Source organism: Pantoea sp. B550, assembly GCF_024158165.1.
GTDB classification, from domain to species: domain Bacteria; phylum Pseudomonadota; class Gammaproteobacteria; order Enterobacterales; family Enterobacteriaceae; genus Pantoea; species Pantoea alfalfae.
Genome location: NZ_JAMYXI010000001.1, coordinates 320452 through 335328, shown reverse-complemented (window position 1 = coordinate 335328; position 14877 = coordinate 320452). Strand labels below are relative to the sequence as shown.

The following is a 14877-nucleotide window of genomic DNA, read 5'->3' as shown; positions in this document are numbered from 1 at the left end:
TTACATTCGTAACTCAACCCCAAATTGTGAGGAGTGTGAAATGCGTAATGAATCCCGAGCAACACCTTTGCCTGATGACGTTAAGCGCGCTATCCGCGAAATAAAACAGCAGCTACGCCAGCAAATCGGTGACGTGGACGCCCTTTTCCAGCAGGTGTGCGATAACATCACTGCTGCAATTGCTGAAGCAAAAGCGGACGAGACGCGAACCGGCACTGCCTGGCCGATCGTGCCGATGCAGGACATTACAGAAGGAAAGGTTTCGGATGAAACCCGTTCACTGATTAAACGTCGCGGCTGTGTCGTGATCAGGCAGCACTTCGATCGTGACCAGGCGCTGGCGTGGGATAAGTCGATGCTCGACTATCTGGATCACAACCGTTTTGATGAGCAGTACCGCGGTCCCGGTGATGACTTTTTCGGCACGCTCGCTGCCTCACGTCCCGAAATCTATCCGATTTACTGGTCACAGGCGCAGATGGAAGCGCGGCAGAGTGCGGCAATGGCTGATGCGCAATCTTTTCTGAACCGGTTATGGACAGTTAACTCTCAGGGCAAACAGTGGTTTGATCCCAATGTCAGCGTCATCTATCCCGATCGCATCCGTCGCCGTTTGCCGGGCACCACGTCGAAAGGATTAGGTGCCCATACCGACTCCGGTGCGCTGGAACGCTGGTTACTGCCGGCTTATCAGCAGGTTTTCAGCAAGCTGTTTCACGGTGATTTTGCCGCTTACGATCCCTGGGATGCGGCACATCGTACCGACGTTGATGAGTATGATCTGCCTGGCACGACTAAGTGTTCTGTGTTCCGCACGTTTCAGGGCTGGACCGCACTCTCCGATATGATCCCCGGTCAGGGTCTGCTGCATGTGGTGCCGGTGCCCCAGGCGATGGCGTATATTCTGCTGCGACCGCTGCTTTCCGATGTACCTGAAGATGAACTCTGTGGCGTCGCGCCGGGTCGGGTATTACCTGTCAATGCGCAGTGGCATCCGCACCTGATCGCCGGACTCTGTTCAATCCCGGCTCTGGAGGCGGGCGATTCAGTATGGTGGCACTGTGATGTGATCCATTCTGTTGCACCGGTGAAGGATCAGCAGGGCTGGGGCAATGTGATGTATATCCCCGCTGCGCCGATGTGCGATAAAAACCGCGCCTATGCCCGGCGGGTTGCGCAGGCACTGGAACAGGGACGTTCGCCGGATGATTTTCCGCCGGAAGATTATGAAGCCGGGTGGAAGCAACGTTTTAAGCCGGAAGATCTGAATAGTAACGGACGTTGTTCACTGGATTTAGACTGACCCTGAGCCCGCGTTGTGCACCGGCGCGGGAGATTCCCTGATACACTGCTCATTTTATTCCTGACGAAACCCAATTATGAATCCGCGACATCACCAGATTATTCAAATGGTTAACAGCCGGGGCAGCGTAACGGTTAGTGAACTGGCGCAGCTGACCGGTGTTTCTGAAGTGACGGTGCGCCAGGATCTCACGCTGCTGGAACGCGACCGGCTGCTGCGCCGGGTGCATGGCTCCGCGCTGGCGCTGGACAGTGACAATGTCGGCACCCGCATGAATACCCGCTATGCCACTAAGCAGGCGCTGGCGCAACACGCCGCCAGCCTGGTGCAGCCGGGTGAATCGGTGTTCATCGAAGGGGGCAGTACCAATGCGCTGCTGGCACGTGCGCTGGCTGACCGTGCCGATCTCACACTGATTACCGTCAGCCACTATATCGCCCAGCTTCTGCGGGACGCCGCCTGTGAAGTGATTGTGCTGGGTGGATTGCTGCAGAAAAGCAGTGAGTCGGTGGTAGGCCCGCTGACGCGTTACTCTATTCAGCAGGTCCATTTTCACAGAGCGTTTGTGGGGGTGGATGGCTGGCACCCGGAGACCGGTTTCACCGGCCGCAATATGCTGCGCTGTGATGTGGTGGATGCCGTGCTGGCGAAAGGTGCTGAAAGCTATGCCCTGACCGATTCCTCTAAATTCGGGCAGATTCGCCCTTATCCGCTCTCATCCGGTTACCAGGTCGGCCATGTGATTACCGATGAGACGCTGGATGCCGGAACCATCGCACACCTCAGGGAACAGGCCATTGAGGTGATACAAATCGCGTCAAATTAAGCGGACCAGGGGCCTTTAGTAACGGAATCGCGCAGCATCAGGCTGGCCGTAAAAGGCGCCTGACTGTGCCAGTCACCGCCATCCAGCATGGTCAGCAGGCGGTTAATCGTTTCATCGATCATCTCCGTCACCGGCAGCTTCATACTGGATAAAGACGGCGTGATATAAGGTGCCAGCGGAATATCATCGAAGCCTATCACCGATACCCGATCGGGCACCGCGATGCCACATTCGGTCAACCGCTTGATGGCACCAATCGCCATCTCATCATTACTCGCCACCAGCGCAGTAAAGGGGACGTTGCGGTCCAGCAGACAGTCCATTGCCGCCATGCCGCTTTGCGCCGTCCATTTCCCAGCCACAATACGGCGGTCGTCGGCTTCAATACCTTTAGCCGCCAGCGCAGCGCGATAGCCGGAAAGACGCTCGACGCCGGTCGGGGAATCCAGCGAACCGGTGATAAACGCGATATCGCGATGTCCCTGACTCAGCAGATGGCTCACCGCTTTCGCGCTGCTGGTATGCTGATCGCTGTAAATGCAGTAGCTCTGGTTGACGCGTAGCCGCCGGTTAATGACCAGTATCGGCTGTTTATGGCGGGAGATAATCGCATCCAGCGCGTCGATACTCAGAAAGCGCGGGTAGATAATGATGCCGTCACAGCGCAGGTCGAGCAAAAACTGAATCGCCGCTTCTTCCTGCTCAGCGGTGTGTTTACCATCTGCCAGAATCAGCTGGCGGCCCTGCTGCTCCATGATGCGTGCGGAGTGCGCCATCAATTCAGTGAAATAGCTGCCGCTATAGAGCGTATTGGTGATCACCAGTCCGATGGTCTGAGACGTTTTAGTCGCCAGGTTGCGGGCCAGCAGATTGGGACGGTAGCCGGTTTCGGCAATCGCTTTTAACACCCTTTCACGCTTCTCCTGCCCGACATAGCCATTGCCAGAAAGCACACGTGACACTGTCGCTTTTGAGACGCCTGCTCTCTCTGCCACTTCCTGAATCGTTGCCATGGTGAATTTCCCTCGCTGCGTCGCTCTGCAGTCTACCCAAGCCTCTCAATATTGGAAATATTTACCCTGTCCGCTGGCGCAAATACCTGATTCGCTGGGAGTGATGAAGTTCACAAAAAAGAAATCTGGCTGATTTATCACCTTGTCGGCTCAAGGAAAGCACTTCATGATTTTGTGAAACCGGTTTCCTATTTACCTGATAGCAGCCGCTAAAAACATAAAAATGCTAACCGATTTACCCTACAGAGAAGAACGATCATGCCCATGAACTATGCCGAGGTGTCACGCGCCATTGTCGATGCGCTAGGCGGCCTCACCAATATCGAAGCTGTCACTCACTGCATGACGCGTCTGCGGTTTGTGGTGAAAGATGAAACTCGGGTCGACTATCCCCGCCTCAAAGCGATTAAAGGTGTCATGGGTGTGGTGCACAACGACACGCAGTGCCAGGTGATCATTGGCAATAACGTCTCTCAGGCTTACCAGGCGGTACTGGCACTGGGATCGCCCGGTGCGGTAGCCCCTGAACCGGTGAAGCGCAAAATCACCCTGCGAAGCATCGGCGCGGGCATTCTGGATGCGCTGGTGGGCACCATGTCACCACTCATCCCGGCGATTATTGGCGGGTCGATGGTTAAGCTGCTGGCGATGATTCTGGATATGGCTGGCGTGTTTGAGAAAGGTTCGTCAACGCTGGTGATCCTCAACGTGATTGGCGACGGCGCATTCTTCTTTCTGCCTGTCATGGTGGCAGCCTCTGCGGCGCTGAAATTCAAAACCAATATGTCGCTGGCGATCGCGATTGCTGGCGTACTGGTGCATCCCAATTTTGTTGAGCTGATGGCAAAAGCGGCGCAGGGTCAGCACGTTGAATTCGCTTTCATTCCGGTGACGGCGGTGAAATATACCTACACGGTGATCCCGGCACTGGTGATGACCTGGATTCTGTCGCACATCGAGCGCGGCGTGGACCGTATTACCCCGGCCGTTACCAAAAACTTTCTGAAACCGATGTTGATTGTGCTGATTGCTGCCCCTATCGCGATTGTGCTGATTGGCCCGATTGGCATCTGGATCGGCAGCGGCATCTCTGCGCTGGTTTACACCGTGCATGGCTATCTTGGCTGGCTTTCCGTCGCGATTATGGGTGCCATCTGGCCGCTGCTGGTGATGACCGGGATGCATCGTGTGTTCACACCGACCATCATCCAGACCATTGCTGAAACCGGCAAAGAGGGCATGGTGATGCCGTCAGAAATTGGTGCCAATCTCTCGCTGGGCGGATCGTCGCTGGCAGTGGCGTTCCGCACCAAAAACCGCGAACTGCGTCAGACGGCACTGGCAGCAGCAGCGTCTGCCATCATTGCCGGCATTTCTGAACCGGCGCTGTATGGTGTGGCGGTTCGTCTGAAACGTCCGCTGATCGCCTGTCTGATCAGCGGTTTTATCTGCGGCGCGGTCGCGGGCATTGGCGGGCTGGCCAGCCACTCAATGGCCTCACCGGGTCTTTTCACCAGCGTTCAGTTTTTTGACCCCAGCAATCCCATCAGTATCGTCTGGGTCGGTGCGGTTATGGTGTTGTCGGTGGTGCTGTCGTTTGTGCTGACGCTGCTGTTAGGGTTTGAAGATATTCCTGAAGCGGAAACTGAAACGAAATCCGAATCCGCTACCGCCGCGCATCCCGCGCCGCTTACCGAACGCACCAACGCGATTAATAGCCACTAAAGGAAAGGGTCATTCTGACCCGGAAAAGAGGATTGCATGTCTGATTCAAGGTTCCCGCAAGGATTTTTATGGGGCGGCGCGTTAGCCGCCAATCAGAGTGAAGGCGGTTTTCGTGAGGGCGGAAAGGGCGCAACCACCGTCGATATGATCCCGCATGGCCCACACCGACTGGCGGTCAAACTGGGTCTGGAAAAGCGCTTTACGCTGCGGGATGATGAATTTTATCCCAGCCATGATGCCATTGATTTCTATCATCGCTATCCGGAAGATATTGCGCTGATGGCGGAAATGGGATTCAGCGTATTTCGCACGTCAATTGCCTGGAGCCGCCTCTATCCAAACGGTGATGAACTGACGCCTAATCCGGAGGGCATCGCTTTTTACCGTGCCGTCTTTGAGGAGTGCCGGAAATATAATATCGAACCGCTGGTTACGCTCTGTCATTTCGATGTGCCGATGCATCTGGTGACCGAATATGGCTCATGGCGCAATCGCAAAATGGTCGACTTCTTTGCCCGCTATGCCCGCAGCTGTTTCGAGGCATTTGATGGCCTGGTGAAATACTGGCTAACCTTTAACGAGATCAATATCCTGCTGCACAGCCCATTTTCCGGTGCGGGTCTGGTGTTCGAACCGGGTGAGAATAAGGAGCAGGTGAAGTATCAGGCGGCGCATCACGAACTGGTTGCCAGCGCGCTGGTTACGCGGATCGCGCATGAAGTGAATCCAGCGAATCAGATCGGCTGTATGCTGGCAGGCGGCAACTTTTATCCGTGGTCCAGTAAACCAGAGGATGTCTGGGCGGCGCTGGAGAAGGATCGTGAAAACCTGTTCTTCATTGATGTGCAGGCACGCGGTGCCTATCCGGCTTACGCCGCCCGCGTGTTCCGGGAAAAAGGCGTTACGCTTGAGATCGCTGATGGCGATGCCGATATCCTGAAAAATAGCGTCGACTTTGTTTCGTTCAGTTATTACGCCTCTCGCTGCGCCTCGGCGGAAATGAACGAACAGAACAGCAGCGCAGCCAATGTGGTGAAATCCCTGACCAACCCCCATGTGCCACGCAGTGAGTGGGGCTGGGGCATCGATCCACTGGGCTTACGCATTACTATGAATATGATGTATGACCGTTACCAGAAGCCACTTTTCCTGGTAGAGAATGGCCTGGGGGCGCGCGATGAAATCGACGCGAATGGCGAGATCAATGATGATTATCGTATCAGCTATCTGCGTGAACACATCCGCGCCATGGGCGATGCCATTGAAGATGGCGTGCCGGTGATGGGTTACACCAGCTGGGGCTGCATCGATCTGGTTGCCGCCTCAACCGGTGAAATGAGCAAGCGCTACGGTTTCGTCTACGTTGACCGCGACGACCTGGGTAACGGCACGCTGGCGCGCACGCGCAAAAAGTCTTTCTGGTGGTATAAGAAAGTGATTGCCAGCAACGGGGCCAATCTTGAGTGACATTGTCACTGAATAACGCGTACTGGTGTCGTTGTACTCCAGCAATAAATATCGTATAACGAATGTCTCCGAGGGGTGTCCTGTAATGGGCTGAGATGGCGCAAGCCGAACCCTTTGAACCTGATCTGGGTCATGCCAGCGAAGGGACGGGTCGGCAGATGTTCTGCCTCATCTCCTGCTTCATCCCCTGTTCCAGACCTTATGCCCGGATCTCCCTGTTACTGGAGATCCTATGTCACATCCGCTTTTAGAAACCGGTTTTTATGGTCGTCTGCGCCAGCAGGCGGGCACGCAATGGCACGATTATGTCAGGCACAATTTTGTGCAGCAGCTCGGTCAGGGTACGCTGCCACCCGCCGCTTTCCGCCACTATCTCACCCAGGATTATTTGTTCCTGCTGCAGTTCGCCCGTGCGTGGGGCCTGTTGATCAGTAAGCTCTCTGAACCGGCTGCGTTACGCAGCGCGACGGCATCGCTGAACGCCATTATCAGCGAACTGCCGCTGCATCTGGCTTACTGCCAGCAATGGGGCATCAGCGAAGAGGCGGTGGCGAGCGAACCTGAGGCAATGGAAACAATCAATTATACCCGCTACGTGCTGGACGTGGGTCACACCGGAGATGCGCTGGCGCTGATGACGGCGCTGATGCCCTGCGTCGCCGGTTATGCGGAAATCGGCCTGAGGCTGCTGGACGATCCTGCGACCTGCTTTGAGGGGAATCCTTACGCGGCATGGATTGAGAATTACGGCGATGAGTCCTACCTGACGGGCGTCGGTTCCTCACTGTTGCTGTTTGAAACTTTGGCTCAGCAGCGCGCCGGTGAACAACGTATTAACTCACTGTCGGAGATTTTTACGACCGCAACCCGGCTGGAAGCGGCGTTCTGGCAGATGGGTCTTAATCATGCTGACGGTCTGCGGGGCAGCTCATGAAGCCGCTGAACGATGCCGTGCCGCCGGGTATTTCCGTTCGCCAGCTCTGCCTGACGCTGGATCAGCAGCCATTGTTCAGCGAGCTTAATCTGGAGATCGCGGGTGGTGCATTTACCGCTTTGCTGGGTGCCAGCGGCGTAGGTAAAAGCAGCCTGATGCGAGTGATTGCCGGTCTGACGCCGCCCACTTCGGGACAAATTAAGGGCAGCGATGGTCTGCCGCTGGCCGGGCGCATCGCCTGGATGGGGCAACAGGATTTGCTCTATCCCTGGCTGACGGTGGAACAGAACGTCTGCCTCGCCAGCCGCTTGAAAGGTGAGAAAGCCGATCGTGATCTGGTGCAGCATCTGCTGGCGCGGGTTGGCCTGAGCCACTGTGCCCGTGCGCGACCTGCGACACTTTCGGGCGGTATGCGTCAGCGGGTAGCGCTGGCGCGTACCCTCTATACCCGTCAGCCCATTGTACTGATGGATGAGCCCTTCTCGGCGCTGGATGCACTGACCCGGACACAGATTCAGACTCTGGCGGCAGAAGTGCTGGCCGGACATACCGTGCTGCTGATCACTCATGATGCCGCGGAAGCCTGTCGCCTCGGTCATCACCTGCTGGTAATGGGTTCAGCAGGCATTGAAACCTGCCCGCCACTCCAGGGCCAGCCACCACGGGCAGCAGACGATACCAGCGTGATCCAGAGTCAGGCCACCTTGCTGAAACAGCTAAGCAGGCTGGGCGGATGAGATTACGTTTCGCCGCGCTTCGCCGTGGAGTCATGCTCTCTGCCGGATTGATTACGCTGTGGTGGCTCGCCACACTCACTTCCGTTCCGGCCTTTCTGCTGCCCTCGCCCGCTGCGGTTGCTACCGCACTGTGGGACAACGCTGGCTATCTCGGCCATCACAGCCTGATCACCCTGACTGAAATCCTCATCGGTATGGCGCTCGGCGTGCTGCTGGGCGCGGTGCTGGCACTGGGCATGACCTTTTCGCCGTGGTTACAGCGCTGGATGATGCCGCTGGTGATCACCAGCCAGGCGATTCCGGTATTTGCCCTGGCACCGCTATTGGTGCTCTGGTTTGGCTTTGGCATGAGCGCCAAAGTCGTGATGGCGGTACTGGTGATCTTCTTTCCTGTTACCTCCGCTTTTTTTGATGGCCTGCGTCGCGTCACGCCTGGCTATCTCGATCTGGCTCGCACGATGGGCGCTTCACACATAGCACAACTGCGTCATGTCCGGCTGTTAGCCGCACTGCCCGCCCTGGGTTCGGGCTTACGGATGGCAGCGGCCGTCGCGCCGATCGGTGCCATCATTGGTGAATGGGTCGGATCGGCTGAAGGGCTGGGCTACGTGATGCTGAATGCCAACGCCCGGATGCAGAGCGACCTCTGTTTCGCTGCCCTGTTTATTCTGGTGCTGATGACGCTGACCCTCTGGCTGATCATCGACCTTCTGCTTCGCCGCCTGATTACCTGGATTCCCGAGCCACACTGACGACCCTACTGATGAGACAACCTATGACTAAAATGCCCCTGTTTGTCCTGCTGTTCAGCGCCTCCTTAGCCTCGCAGGTTCAGGCGATGGAAAAACTGACGCTGGTGCTCGACTGGTATATCAACCCCGACCATGCACCCATTATGGTGGCTCAGCAAACCGGTGCGTTTGCGGCAGAGGGTCTGGAGGTTAACATTGTGCCGCCTTCCGACCCTGCGCTGCCGCCGCGTCTGGTCGCCGCTAAGCAGGCGGACTTAGCGATAACGTATCAGACGCAGCTGCAATTTTTCGCCGACCAGGGCCTGCCGCTGATGCGTGTGGGCACGCTGATTAATACGCCACTGAATACGCTGATGACGCTGGACAAAACGGTGAAAAAACCAGCGGATTTGAAAGGAAAACGTATCGGTTATTCCGTCAGCGGCATTGAAGAAGCAACGCTGGCGACCATGCTGAGCCATGACGGCATTAAGGCCGATCAGGTAAAGCGGGTTAACGTCAATTTTCAGCTCACCAGCGCCCTGATGACCGGGCAGGTTGATGCGGTGATAGGTGGCTATCGCAATATCGAAGCTCTGGAGATGAAACTTGCTGGCAAAGATCCGGTGGTGTTAAACGTCGAGGATTACGGCGTGCCGGCCTATGATGAGCTGATTATCGTTGCTAACCGTGATGAGGCGCATGCAGAAAAAATTAAAAAGTTTCTGCGGGCACTGAAAAAGGGGAATGCACAGTTGCAGGCTCACCCTGAAGAGAGCTGGCAGGCATTTGCACAGGCGCATCCTGAGCTGAATACACCGCTAAACCATCAGGCATGGCAGGCTACGCTGCCGCTGTTCGCCGCCGATCCGGCAAAACTGGATCGCGCACGCTATCAGACTTATGAGCAGTTTTTGTTTGATAATAAGCTGATTAAACACATCACTCCGGTTGAGCGTTACGCTATCGGCAGTGAGTGATAAGCGCGCCCGCAGCGAGTGCTGCGGGCGGGTTGACTAGCGTGACTTCTGATAAAGCCAGTGTTCAATGTCGCTGGCTGGCAGCGGTTTTGAAAAGAAGTAGCCCTGAATCTGATCGCAGCCGTAGGTTTTCAGCAGTCCCAGCGTAGCTTCTGCTTCCACACCCTCGGCCAGCACGGTGTAATTCAGCTCTTTCAGCATTTGGATAATGCATCTGACGATGATTTTAGATGCGTCGTCTTCGCCCATACGCGAGATCAGCGATCGGTCGATCTTAATCACATCCAGCGGGATATCCTGCAGGTAGCTGATATTGCTGTAGCCGGTGCCGAAATCATCCAGAGAGACCATAAAGCCGTGCGACTTCAGCGCTTCCAGCCCTTTGATCGCCACATCACTTTTGGTGATCAGCTCATTCTCAAGACACTCAATACCCATAATCGAGTTAGGTAACTGCGCTGCCGCTAATTTCGCCACCAGCTGATCGGCAAAATCAGGCCTGGCAAAGTCGCGTTCACTGACGTTGATCGAGACCGGAATCAGGTCGTACTCGCGATTCCAGCGCGCCAGCTGCTCAACAGCGTGATCGATAACCCAGTTGGTCAGATCGGAGATCAGGTTGGTTTTACCGGCTAACGGAATAAATTCTGATGGGAAAAGCTCACCCCGCTCAGGGTGATTCCAGCGGATCAGGGCCTCCAGCCCGACCGTTTTACCGGTTTTGAGACACACTTTAGGCTGCCAGGCGAGATACAACTCTTCATTTTTATTCAGCGCCTGAGCCAGATCATTCATGATCAAAAAGTCTTCGGTGCGCCGCGAGTCGTAACTCTCATCAAACGACATCGCACTGATGTTCTCATCAATCGCTTCATGTAGCGCGCTAACGGCCTGACGTACCGTTTCGTTGGCATCCATCTGTCCCGGTACAAACTCTGTTTCGCCGGTAAAGACATCCAGATCGAGCGTGATATTTTCCGCCAGATCGGCCCGCATGCCTTTGAACAGATCGCTTATGTTATGCGCTGAATAACGGCCTGAGTAGGGCTGAACAAGGGCGAAACGGCCTGGAGCGAAAGTATAGAGCGTCTCATTCTCCGGAAGATTGAGCCGGTGTGCCACATCCTGCGCCATCTGCCTGAGCAATTTCTCCATCGGCGCAATACCCACCGCACGGGAAAGCTCATAGGCACGAATGATGTCGAGGCAGTCGATAAGAATCAGGCGAAAGCGGCTCTGCGGTGCGACAAGGGTAAGTTGCTGAATATCACGAATCAGGCGTGGGCGATTCGGCAGGTGCGTAATGACGTCGGCAAAACCCGCGTTGTTCCAGGCATCCAGAAAAGAGGTGACCAGCGTAGCCAGTGAGCGCAGCGTGGCGAGTTTCTCATCCGTAAAGGGATGTGGCTGGGTATCGGTGACGCAGAGCGTGCCCAGCACAGCACCGTCGAGGTTCTGCAGCGAGACACCGGCATAGAAACGAATATGCGGATCGCCTTTCACAAACGGGTGCGTGACAAAGCGCTCATCCAGTAAGGTGTCAACCACCACCAGATGTCCCTCACCATCAACGACGTGGCGGCAAAGAGATTCATCACGGGTCGATTGTTTAAGATCGAAGTTCCGTGACGCTCTTATGTATTGATTATTATCGTCAATAATCGAAATGAAGCTGCCTGAAATACCCAGCACCTGACTGGCGAGATTCACGAATCTCTCCAGCACCTTATCCCGGGTTTCATCCGGCGACAAAAGTGCCTTAATTGTACTCAGGCGTTTTACGTCGCTGCCGTTTTGCTCGTTATGCACTGAAACCTCTCCTTTGCAGGCGCAAAAATCGAAAATAATTTAGCTTAATAATGCTCAATTAGCGCCCAATTATCAGATAAATAGCGGCTCAATCTGACAGTACTTTCACAGTGAAACAGTGTCGCACGATATCTGATTGCTGTCGAAATCATTTAACGCACTTACTTCATACGCGCAACCTGTGGCGACTCCGTTCGGAAGCCCAGACCAATCAGGCGGCCCAGCACAAAACGCAGAAACGGCAGGCGTTGGATAATCGCGGGAACCTTGCTGCTTCCCGCAGGTTTTCTTCTGGCTTTATTACGGCTCATCTTGATCTGCAAAAACTGCGTGGCAACGGTAGGGAACTGACGGCGCTTCTGCACTTTTTCCAGGTCGCGCAGCTGCAGTTCTCCCCGCTTCAGAGGATCGGTCAAAAGATTCGCCGTCGCCACCGCATCCTGAATCGCCAGATTGACGCCAACCCCGCCAATCGGCGACATGGCATGCGCCGCATCACCAATGCAGAGCACACCAGGTTTCGCCCACTTGTTCAGGCGGTCGATACGTATCGACAACAGTTTGAACGCCTCCCAGCTCTCGATTTCCGTCATGCGCGCCGCCTCAAAAGGCGACACCGCCGCCACCTCTGCTTTAAACGCGTCGAGACCGGCGGACTGTTTCGCCTCAAACTCCCCTTTCGGAATGGTCAGACCGCACTGCCAGTAATCGCCACGATCGATAACAATAAAGTTCTGCTTCGGCCCTTTATGCCCCATGCCCAAATCGGGATCCTGCGCCTGCTTACTTAAGCGGAACCAGATGACATCGCGCGCGGCGCCAAATTCCTGTCCGATCAGCCCGGCCGCGTCGCGTACGCGCGAATGGCGACCGTCAGCACCGACCACCAGTTTGCAGCGGATATGCAACTGCTGATTGCCGCGTGAAGCCGTCACGCCGATGACCGTGCCATTTTCTTCAATCAGCGACCCGAAGGCAGTCGACTGCAGCAGACTGAAGCCCGGATAGCGGGCACTCTGCTCTGCCATATAGTTCAGGAAATCCCACTGCGGCATGAAGGCAATAAAACGACACTGAACAGGCAGACGTGAGAAATCGGCCATCGTAATGCTTTGTCCTGCAATTTCCGCTTCCAGCTTTTCGGCACGCTGATGCGGCAGCGTCAGGAAAGATTCCAGCAGTCCGAGCTGATGCATGATTTCCAGCGTCGAAGGGTGGATGGTGTCTCCGCGAAAGTCGTGAAGAAAGTCAGCATGCTTTTCGATGACGACTACACGCACTCCCGCGCGGGCAAACAGATAACCCAGCATTAACCCGGCCGGGCCACCGCCGACGATACAGCAGTCAGCGGTAAGAATTTCAGTGGAATGTGGCTGCATGTCAGCTCCCTGTCGCGCCAGTATTACTATGATTATTGCGTCAACCGTGGCGACATTGCTGCACCCGGTCGATGGTGCTGTGCTCAGGCTAATCACTCAATGCGATTACACTCAACTGAAAACTGCCGAAGAGCCTTTCCTGTCCTCAGCAGTCAGGAGATCATCATGAACGTGATTCGCAATACGTTATTTATACTGCTTTCAGTCTGTCCCATGCTTGTGTCCGCCGGGCCTTATCAAAGGCTGCAGTTTACACTGCGTCAGTAGCAGATAACCGACGATCTGCGCCAGACGTGTCAGCTACCGCCAGCCTTCTCCGATGAAAAACTGCGCCAGACATTTCTCAATGACAAGCATAACCTGAAACAAAATCAGCTCACGCTGACCGCCGCGGCTCAGGCGCTGAAAAACCAGGACAATCCAGCCTACCGCGAACGCATGGCACAAGTGGTTTGTCCACCGCAGACCGATTAACTCATTTTCCGGCTGAAATTGATCCTGACGTTTGTTTTCACCTTATCACTCAGTAAACTGGCACGCTGGTCTGATTGAACAAAGATGCCTCTCAATGAATGAAGAATCACCGCAGCCGGTTTACGTTCCCCGTTCTATCGCGGCGCGCAGCCGGATGTTTCGCGCCCTGCTCTATCGTGACAAAACGCCGCTGGCGATGCTGTTTTGCGCCGCGCTGGTCGGTACGCTGGTCGGTCTGGCGGGCGTGGCGTTTGCCCGGGCCGTTGAAACAATACAGCAGTGGCGCGCCGCTACGCTTATCCCCGCACAGTTTCAGGGCTGGATGCTCTACGCCGCCGCTTTTGCCATTTCGGCCTTGCTCGCGATGGTCGGCTATTTTCTCGTCAGACGTTTTGCGCCCGAAGCGGGTGGTTCCGGCATTCCTGAAATTGAAGGGGCGCTGGAAGAGCTAAGACCTGTGCGCTGGTGGCGGGTGATTCCGGTAAAATTTTTTGGCGGCATGGGCACGCTGGGTGCCGGGATGGTACTGGGACGTGAAGGCCCGACAGTGCAACTGGGTGGCAATATCGGCCGCATGGTGATTGATGTTCTGGGGATGCGCAGCAACGAAGCGCGTCATACGTTGCTGGCGACGGGTGCGGCAGCAGGCCTGGCCGCCGCGTTTAATGCGCCGCTGGCAGGCATACTGTTTATCATCGAGGAGATGCGTCCTCAGTTTCGTTATAACCTGATTTCGATTAAAGCGGTGTTTACCGGTGTGATTATGGCAAGCATCGTGTTTCGCTGTTTCAACGGCGAACAGGCGGTGATCTCCGTTGGCAAACTGGCTGATGCGCCAGTACAGACGCTGTGGATGTATCTGGTGCTGGGTATGATCATCGGCATGGTAGGCGTGCTGTTTAACCGCCTGATATTTATTACGCAGGACCTCTTTGCTCGCTTTTATGCCGGCAAAACGGCACGCGTAGTGCTGGCGGGTGCATTACTGGGTGGTGGCTGCGGTGTTCTGGCGCTGCTGTTCGCGCCTGGCGCAGGCGGCGGCTCAGAACTGATTCCACAGGCGGTTCATGGTGTATTTCCGTTCACCCTGCTGCTGCTCATCTTCATGGTCAGGCTGGTCACTACCCTGCTCTGTTTTGGCTCAGGTGCGCCGGGCGGTATCTTTGCGCCGATGCTGGCACTGGGAACGCTGCTCGGGACAGCTTTTGGGGTAGCGATGACGGATCTGTTCCCGTTATATCATCTGGACGCGGGAACCTTTGCTATCGCCGGGATGGGCGCACTGTTTGCGGCTTCGGTAAGGGCACCGCTAACCGGGATTGTGCTGGTGCTGGAGATGACCGATAACTATCAGCTGATATTGCCGATGATTATTACCTGCCTTGGGGCTACGCTGCTGGCGCAGTTTCTGGGGGGGAAACCACTCTATTCATCCATACTGGCCCGCACGCTGGCACGCCAGGCAGAAGCGACCCGCCCATAGCGGCGGGCCGTGCTAT

Annotated in this window: 13 protein-coding genes and 1 riboswitch; of the genes, 10 read left to right on the top strand and 3 right to left on the bottom strand. The window is 55.7% G+C overall.

All coding sequences use genetic code 11. From position 1 onward, the window contains the following. Positions 1–40 precede the first annotated feature (40 nt). Both NIM72_RS01570 and NIM72_RS01565 read left to right on the top strand, forming a co-directional pair. Positions 41–1303, top strand: a complete 1263-nt coding sequence (locus NIM72_RS01570) for a DUF1479 domain-containing protein (RefSeq protein ID WP_161736707.1) — start codon at positions 41–43, stop codon at positions 1301–1303. Between the two features lie 76 nt (positions 1304–1379). Next, positions 1380–2129 (top strand): DNA-binding transcriptional regulator YciT, encoded by a 750-nt coding sequence (locus NIM72_RS01565; protein WP_253418090.1) that lies wholly within the window; start codon positions 1380–1382, stop codon positions 2127–2129. Here NIM72_RS01565 and NIM72_RS01560 read toward each other — a convergent pair. Further along, positions 2126–3142 (bottom strand): LacI family DNA-binding transcriptional regulator, encoded by a 1017-nt coding sequence (locus NIM72_RS01560; RefSeq protein ID WP_222925769.1) that lies wholly within the window; start codon positions 3140–3142, stop codon positions 2126–2128. The two genes, NIM72_RS01565 and NIM72_RS01560, sit on opposite strands and share 4 nt — an antisense overlap. A gap of 258 nt (positions 3143–3400) precedes the next feature. Between NIM72_RS01560 and ascF the strand changes: the two genes are divergently transcribed. The 6 genes from ascF to NIM72_RS01530 all read left to right on the top strand — a co-directional run bounded on the left by ascF (position 3401) and on the right by NIM72_RS01530 (position 9716). Continuing rightward, positions 3401–4867, top strand: a complete 1467-nt coding sequence (gene ascF, locus NIM72_RS01555; RefSeq protein ID WP_161736710.1) for a PTS cellobiose/arbutin/salicin transporter subunit IIBC — start codon at positions 3401–3403, stop codon at positions 4865–4867. Between the two features lie 36 nt (positions 4868–4903). Continuing rightward, positions 4904–6334 carry a 6-phospho-beta-glucosidase gene (locus NIM72_RS01550; protein ID WP_222925768.1) on the top strand — a complete coding sequence of 477 codons (1431 nt, stop codon included), beginning with the start codon at positions 4904–4906 and terminating at the stop codon, positions 6332–6334. 61 nt (positions 6335–6395) lie between these two features. Further along, positions 6396–6498: riboswitch (TPP riboswitch) on the top strand. Positions 6499–6566: 68 nt separating this feature from the next. Next, positions 6567–7268 (top strand): TenA family protein, encoded by a 702-nt coding sequence (locus tag NIM72_RS01545; RefSeq protein ID WP_253418088.1) that lies wholly within the window; start codon positions 6567–6569, stop codon positions 7266–7268. Further along, positions 7265–8005, top strand: coding sequence for an ABC transporter ATP-binding protein (locus NIM72_RS01540; RefSeq protein WP_161736054.1), 741 nt, complete (start codon positions 7265–7267; stop codon positions 8003–8005). The genes NIM72_RS01545 and NIM72_RS01540 overlap by 4 nt, the downstream gene beginning before the upstream one ends. Continuing rightward, positions 8002–8757, top strand: a complete 756-nt coding sequence (locus NIM72_RS01535; RefSeq protein ID WP_161736053.1) for an ABC transporter permease — start codon at positions 8002–8004, stop codon at positions 8755–8757. Before NIM72_RS01540 ends, NIM72_RS01535 begins: the two co-directional genes overlap by 4 nt. A gap of 23 nt (positions 8758–8780) precedes the next feature. Then, on the top strand, positions 8781–9716 hold the full coding sequence (locus tag NIM72_RS01530) for an ABC transporter substrate-binding protein (protein ID WP_253418086.1): 936 nt from the start codon (positions 8781–8783) through the stop codon (positions 9714–9716). Between the two features lie 36 nt (positions 9717–9752). On the opposite strand, the gene NIM72_RS01525 is transcribed toward NIM72_RS01530, so the two are convergent. Both NIM72_RS01525 and NIM72_RS01520 read right to left on the bottom strand, forming a co-directional pair. Then, positions 9753–11525, bottom strand: a complete 1773-nt coding sequence (locus NIM72_RS01525; RefSeq protein WP_253418084.1) for an EAL domain-containing protein — start codon at positions 11523–11525, stop codon at positions 9753–9755. Between the two features lie 161 nt (positions 11526–11686). Continuing rightward, positions 11687–12904: an FAD-dependent oxidoreductase gene (locus tag NIM72_RS01520; RefSeq protein WP_253418082.1), complete on the bottom strand. Its 1218-nt coding sequence runs from the start codon at positions 12902–12904 to the stop codon at positions 11687–11689. Between the two features lie 270 nt (positions 12905–13174). Here NIM72_RS01520 and NIM72_RS21525 point away from each other — a divergent pair, with 270 nt between their 5' ends. Then, positions 13175–13378, top strand: coding sequence for a YicS family protein (locus NIM72_RS21525; RefSeq protein WP_311202147.1), 204 nt, complete (start codon positions 13175–13177; stop codon positions 13376–13378). Between the two features lie 154 nt (positions 13379–13532). Next, complete coding sequence (gene clcA, locus NIM72_RS01515; protein ID WP_253418353.1) at positions 13533–14861, top strand: H(+)/Cl(-) exchange transporter ClcA; 1329 nt, start codon at positions 13533–13535, stop codon at positions 14859–14861. Positions 14862–14877 lie beyond the last annotated feature (16 nt).

What these genes read in the sequence shown, in the direction of transcription:
- NIM72_RS01540 (WP_161736054.1), top strand. Translation starts at nt 7,265, where the DNA reads ATGAAGCCGCTGAACGATGCCGTGCCGCCGGGTATTTCCGTTCGCCAG.
- NIM72_RS01565 (WP_253418090.1), top strand. Translation starts at nt 1,380, where the DNA reads ATGAATCCGCGACATCACCAGATTATTCAAATGGTTAACAGCCGGGGC.
- NIM72_RS01550 (WP_222925768.1), top strand. Translation starts at nt 4,904, where the DNA reads ATGTCTGATTCAAGGTTCCCGCAAGGATTTTTATGGGGCGGCGCGTTA.
- NIM72_RS01520 (WP_253418082.1), bottom strand. Translation starts at nt 12,904, where the DNA reads ATGCAGCCACATTCCACTGAAATTCTTACCGCTGACTGCTGTATCGTC.
- NIM72_RS01570 (WP_161736707.1), top strand. Translation starts at nt 41, where the DNA reads ATGCGTAATGAATCCCGAGCAACACCTTTGCCTGATGACGTTAAGCGC.
- NIM72_RS01545 (WP_253418088.1), top strand. Translation starts at nt 6,567, where the DNA reads ATGTCACATCCGCTTTTAGAAACCGGTTTTTATGGTCGTCTGCGCCAG.
- clcA (WP_253418353.1), top strand. Translation starts at nt 13,533, where the DNA reads ATGTTTCGCGCCCTGCTCTATCGTGACAAAACGCCGCTGGCGATGCTG.
- NIM72_RS01560 (WP_222925769.1), bottom strand. Translation starts at nt 3,142, where the DNA reads ATGGCAACGATTCAGGAAGTGGCAGAGAGAGCAGGCGTCTCAAAAGCG.
- NIM72_RS01535 (WP_161736053.1), top strand. Translation starts at nt 8,002, where the DNA reads ATGAGATTACGTTTCGCCGCGCTTCGCCGTGGAGTCATGCTCTCTGCC.
- NIM72_RS01530 (WP_253418086.1), top strand. Translation starts at nt 8,781, where the DNA reads ATGACTAAAATGCCCCTGTTTGTCCTGCTGTTCAGCGCCTCCTTAGCC.
- ascF (WP_161736710.1), top strand. Translation starts at nt 3,401, where the DNA reads ATGCCCATGAACTATGCCGAGGTGTCACGCGCCATTGTCGATGCGCTA.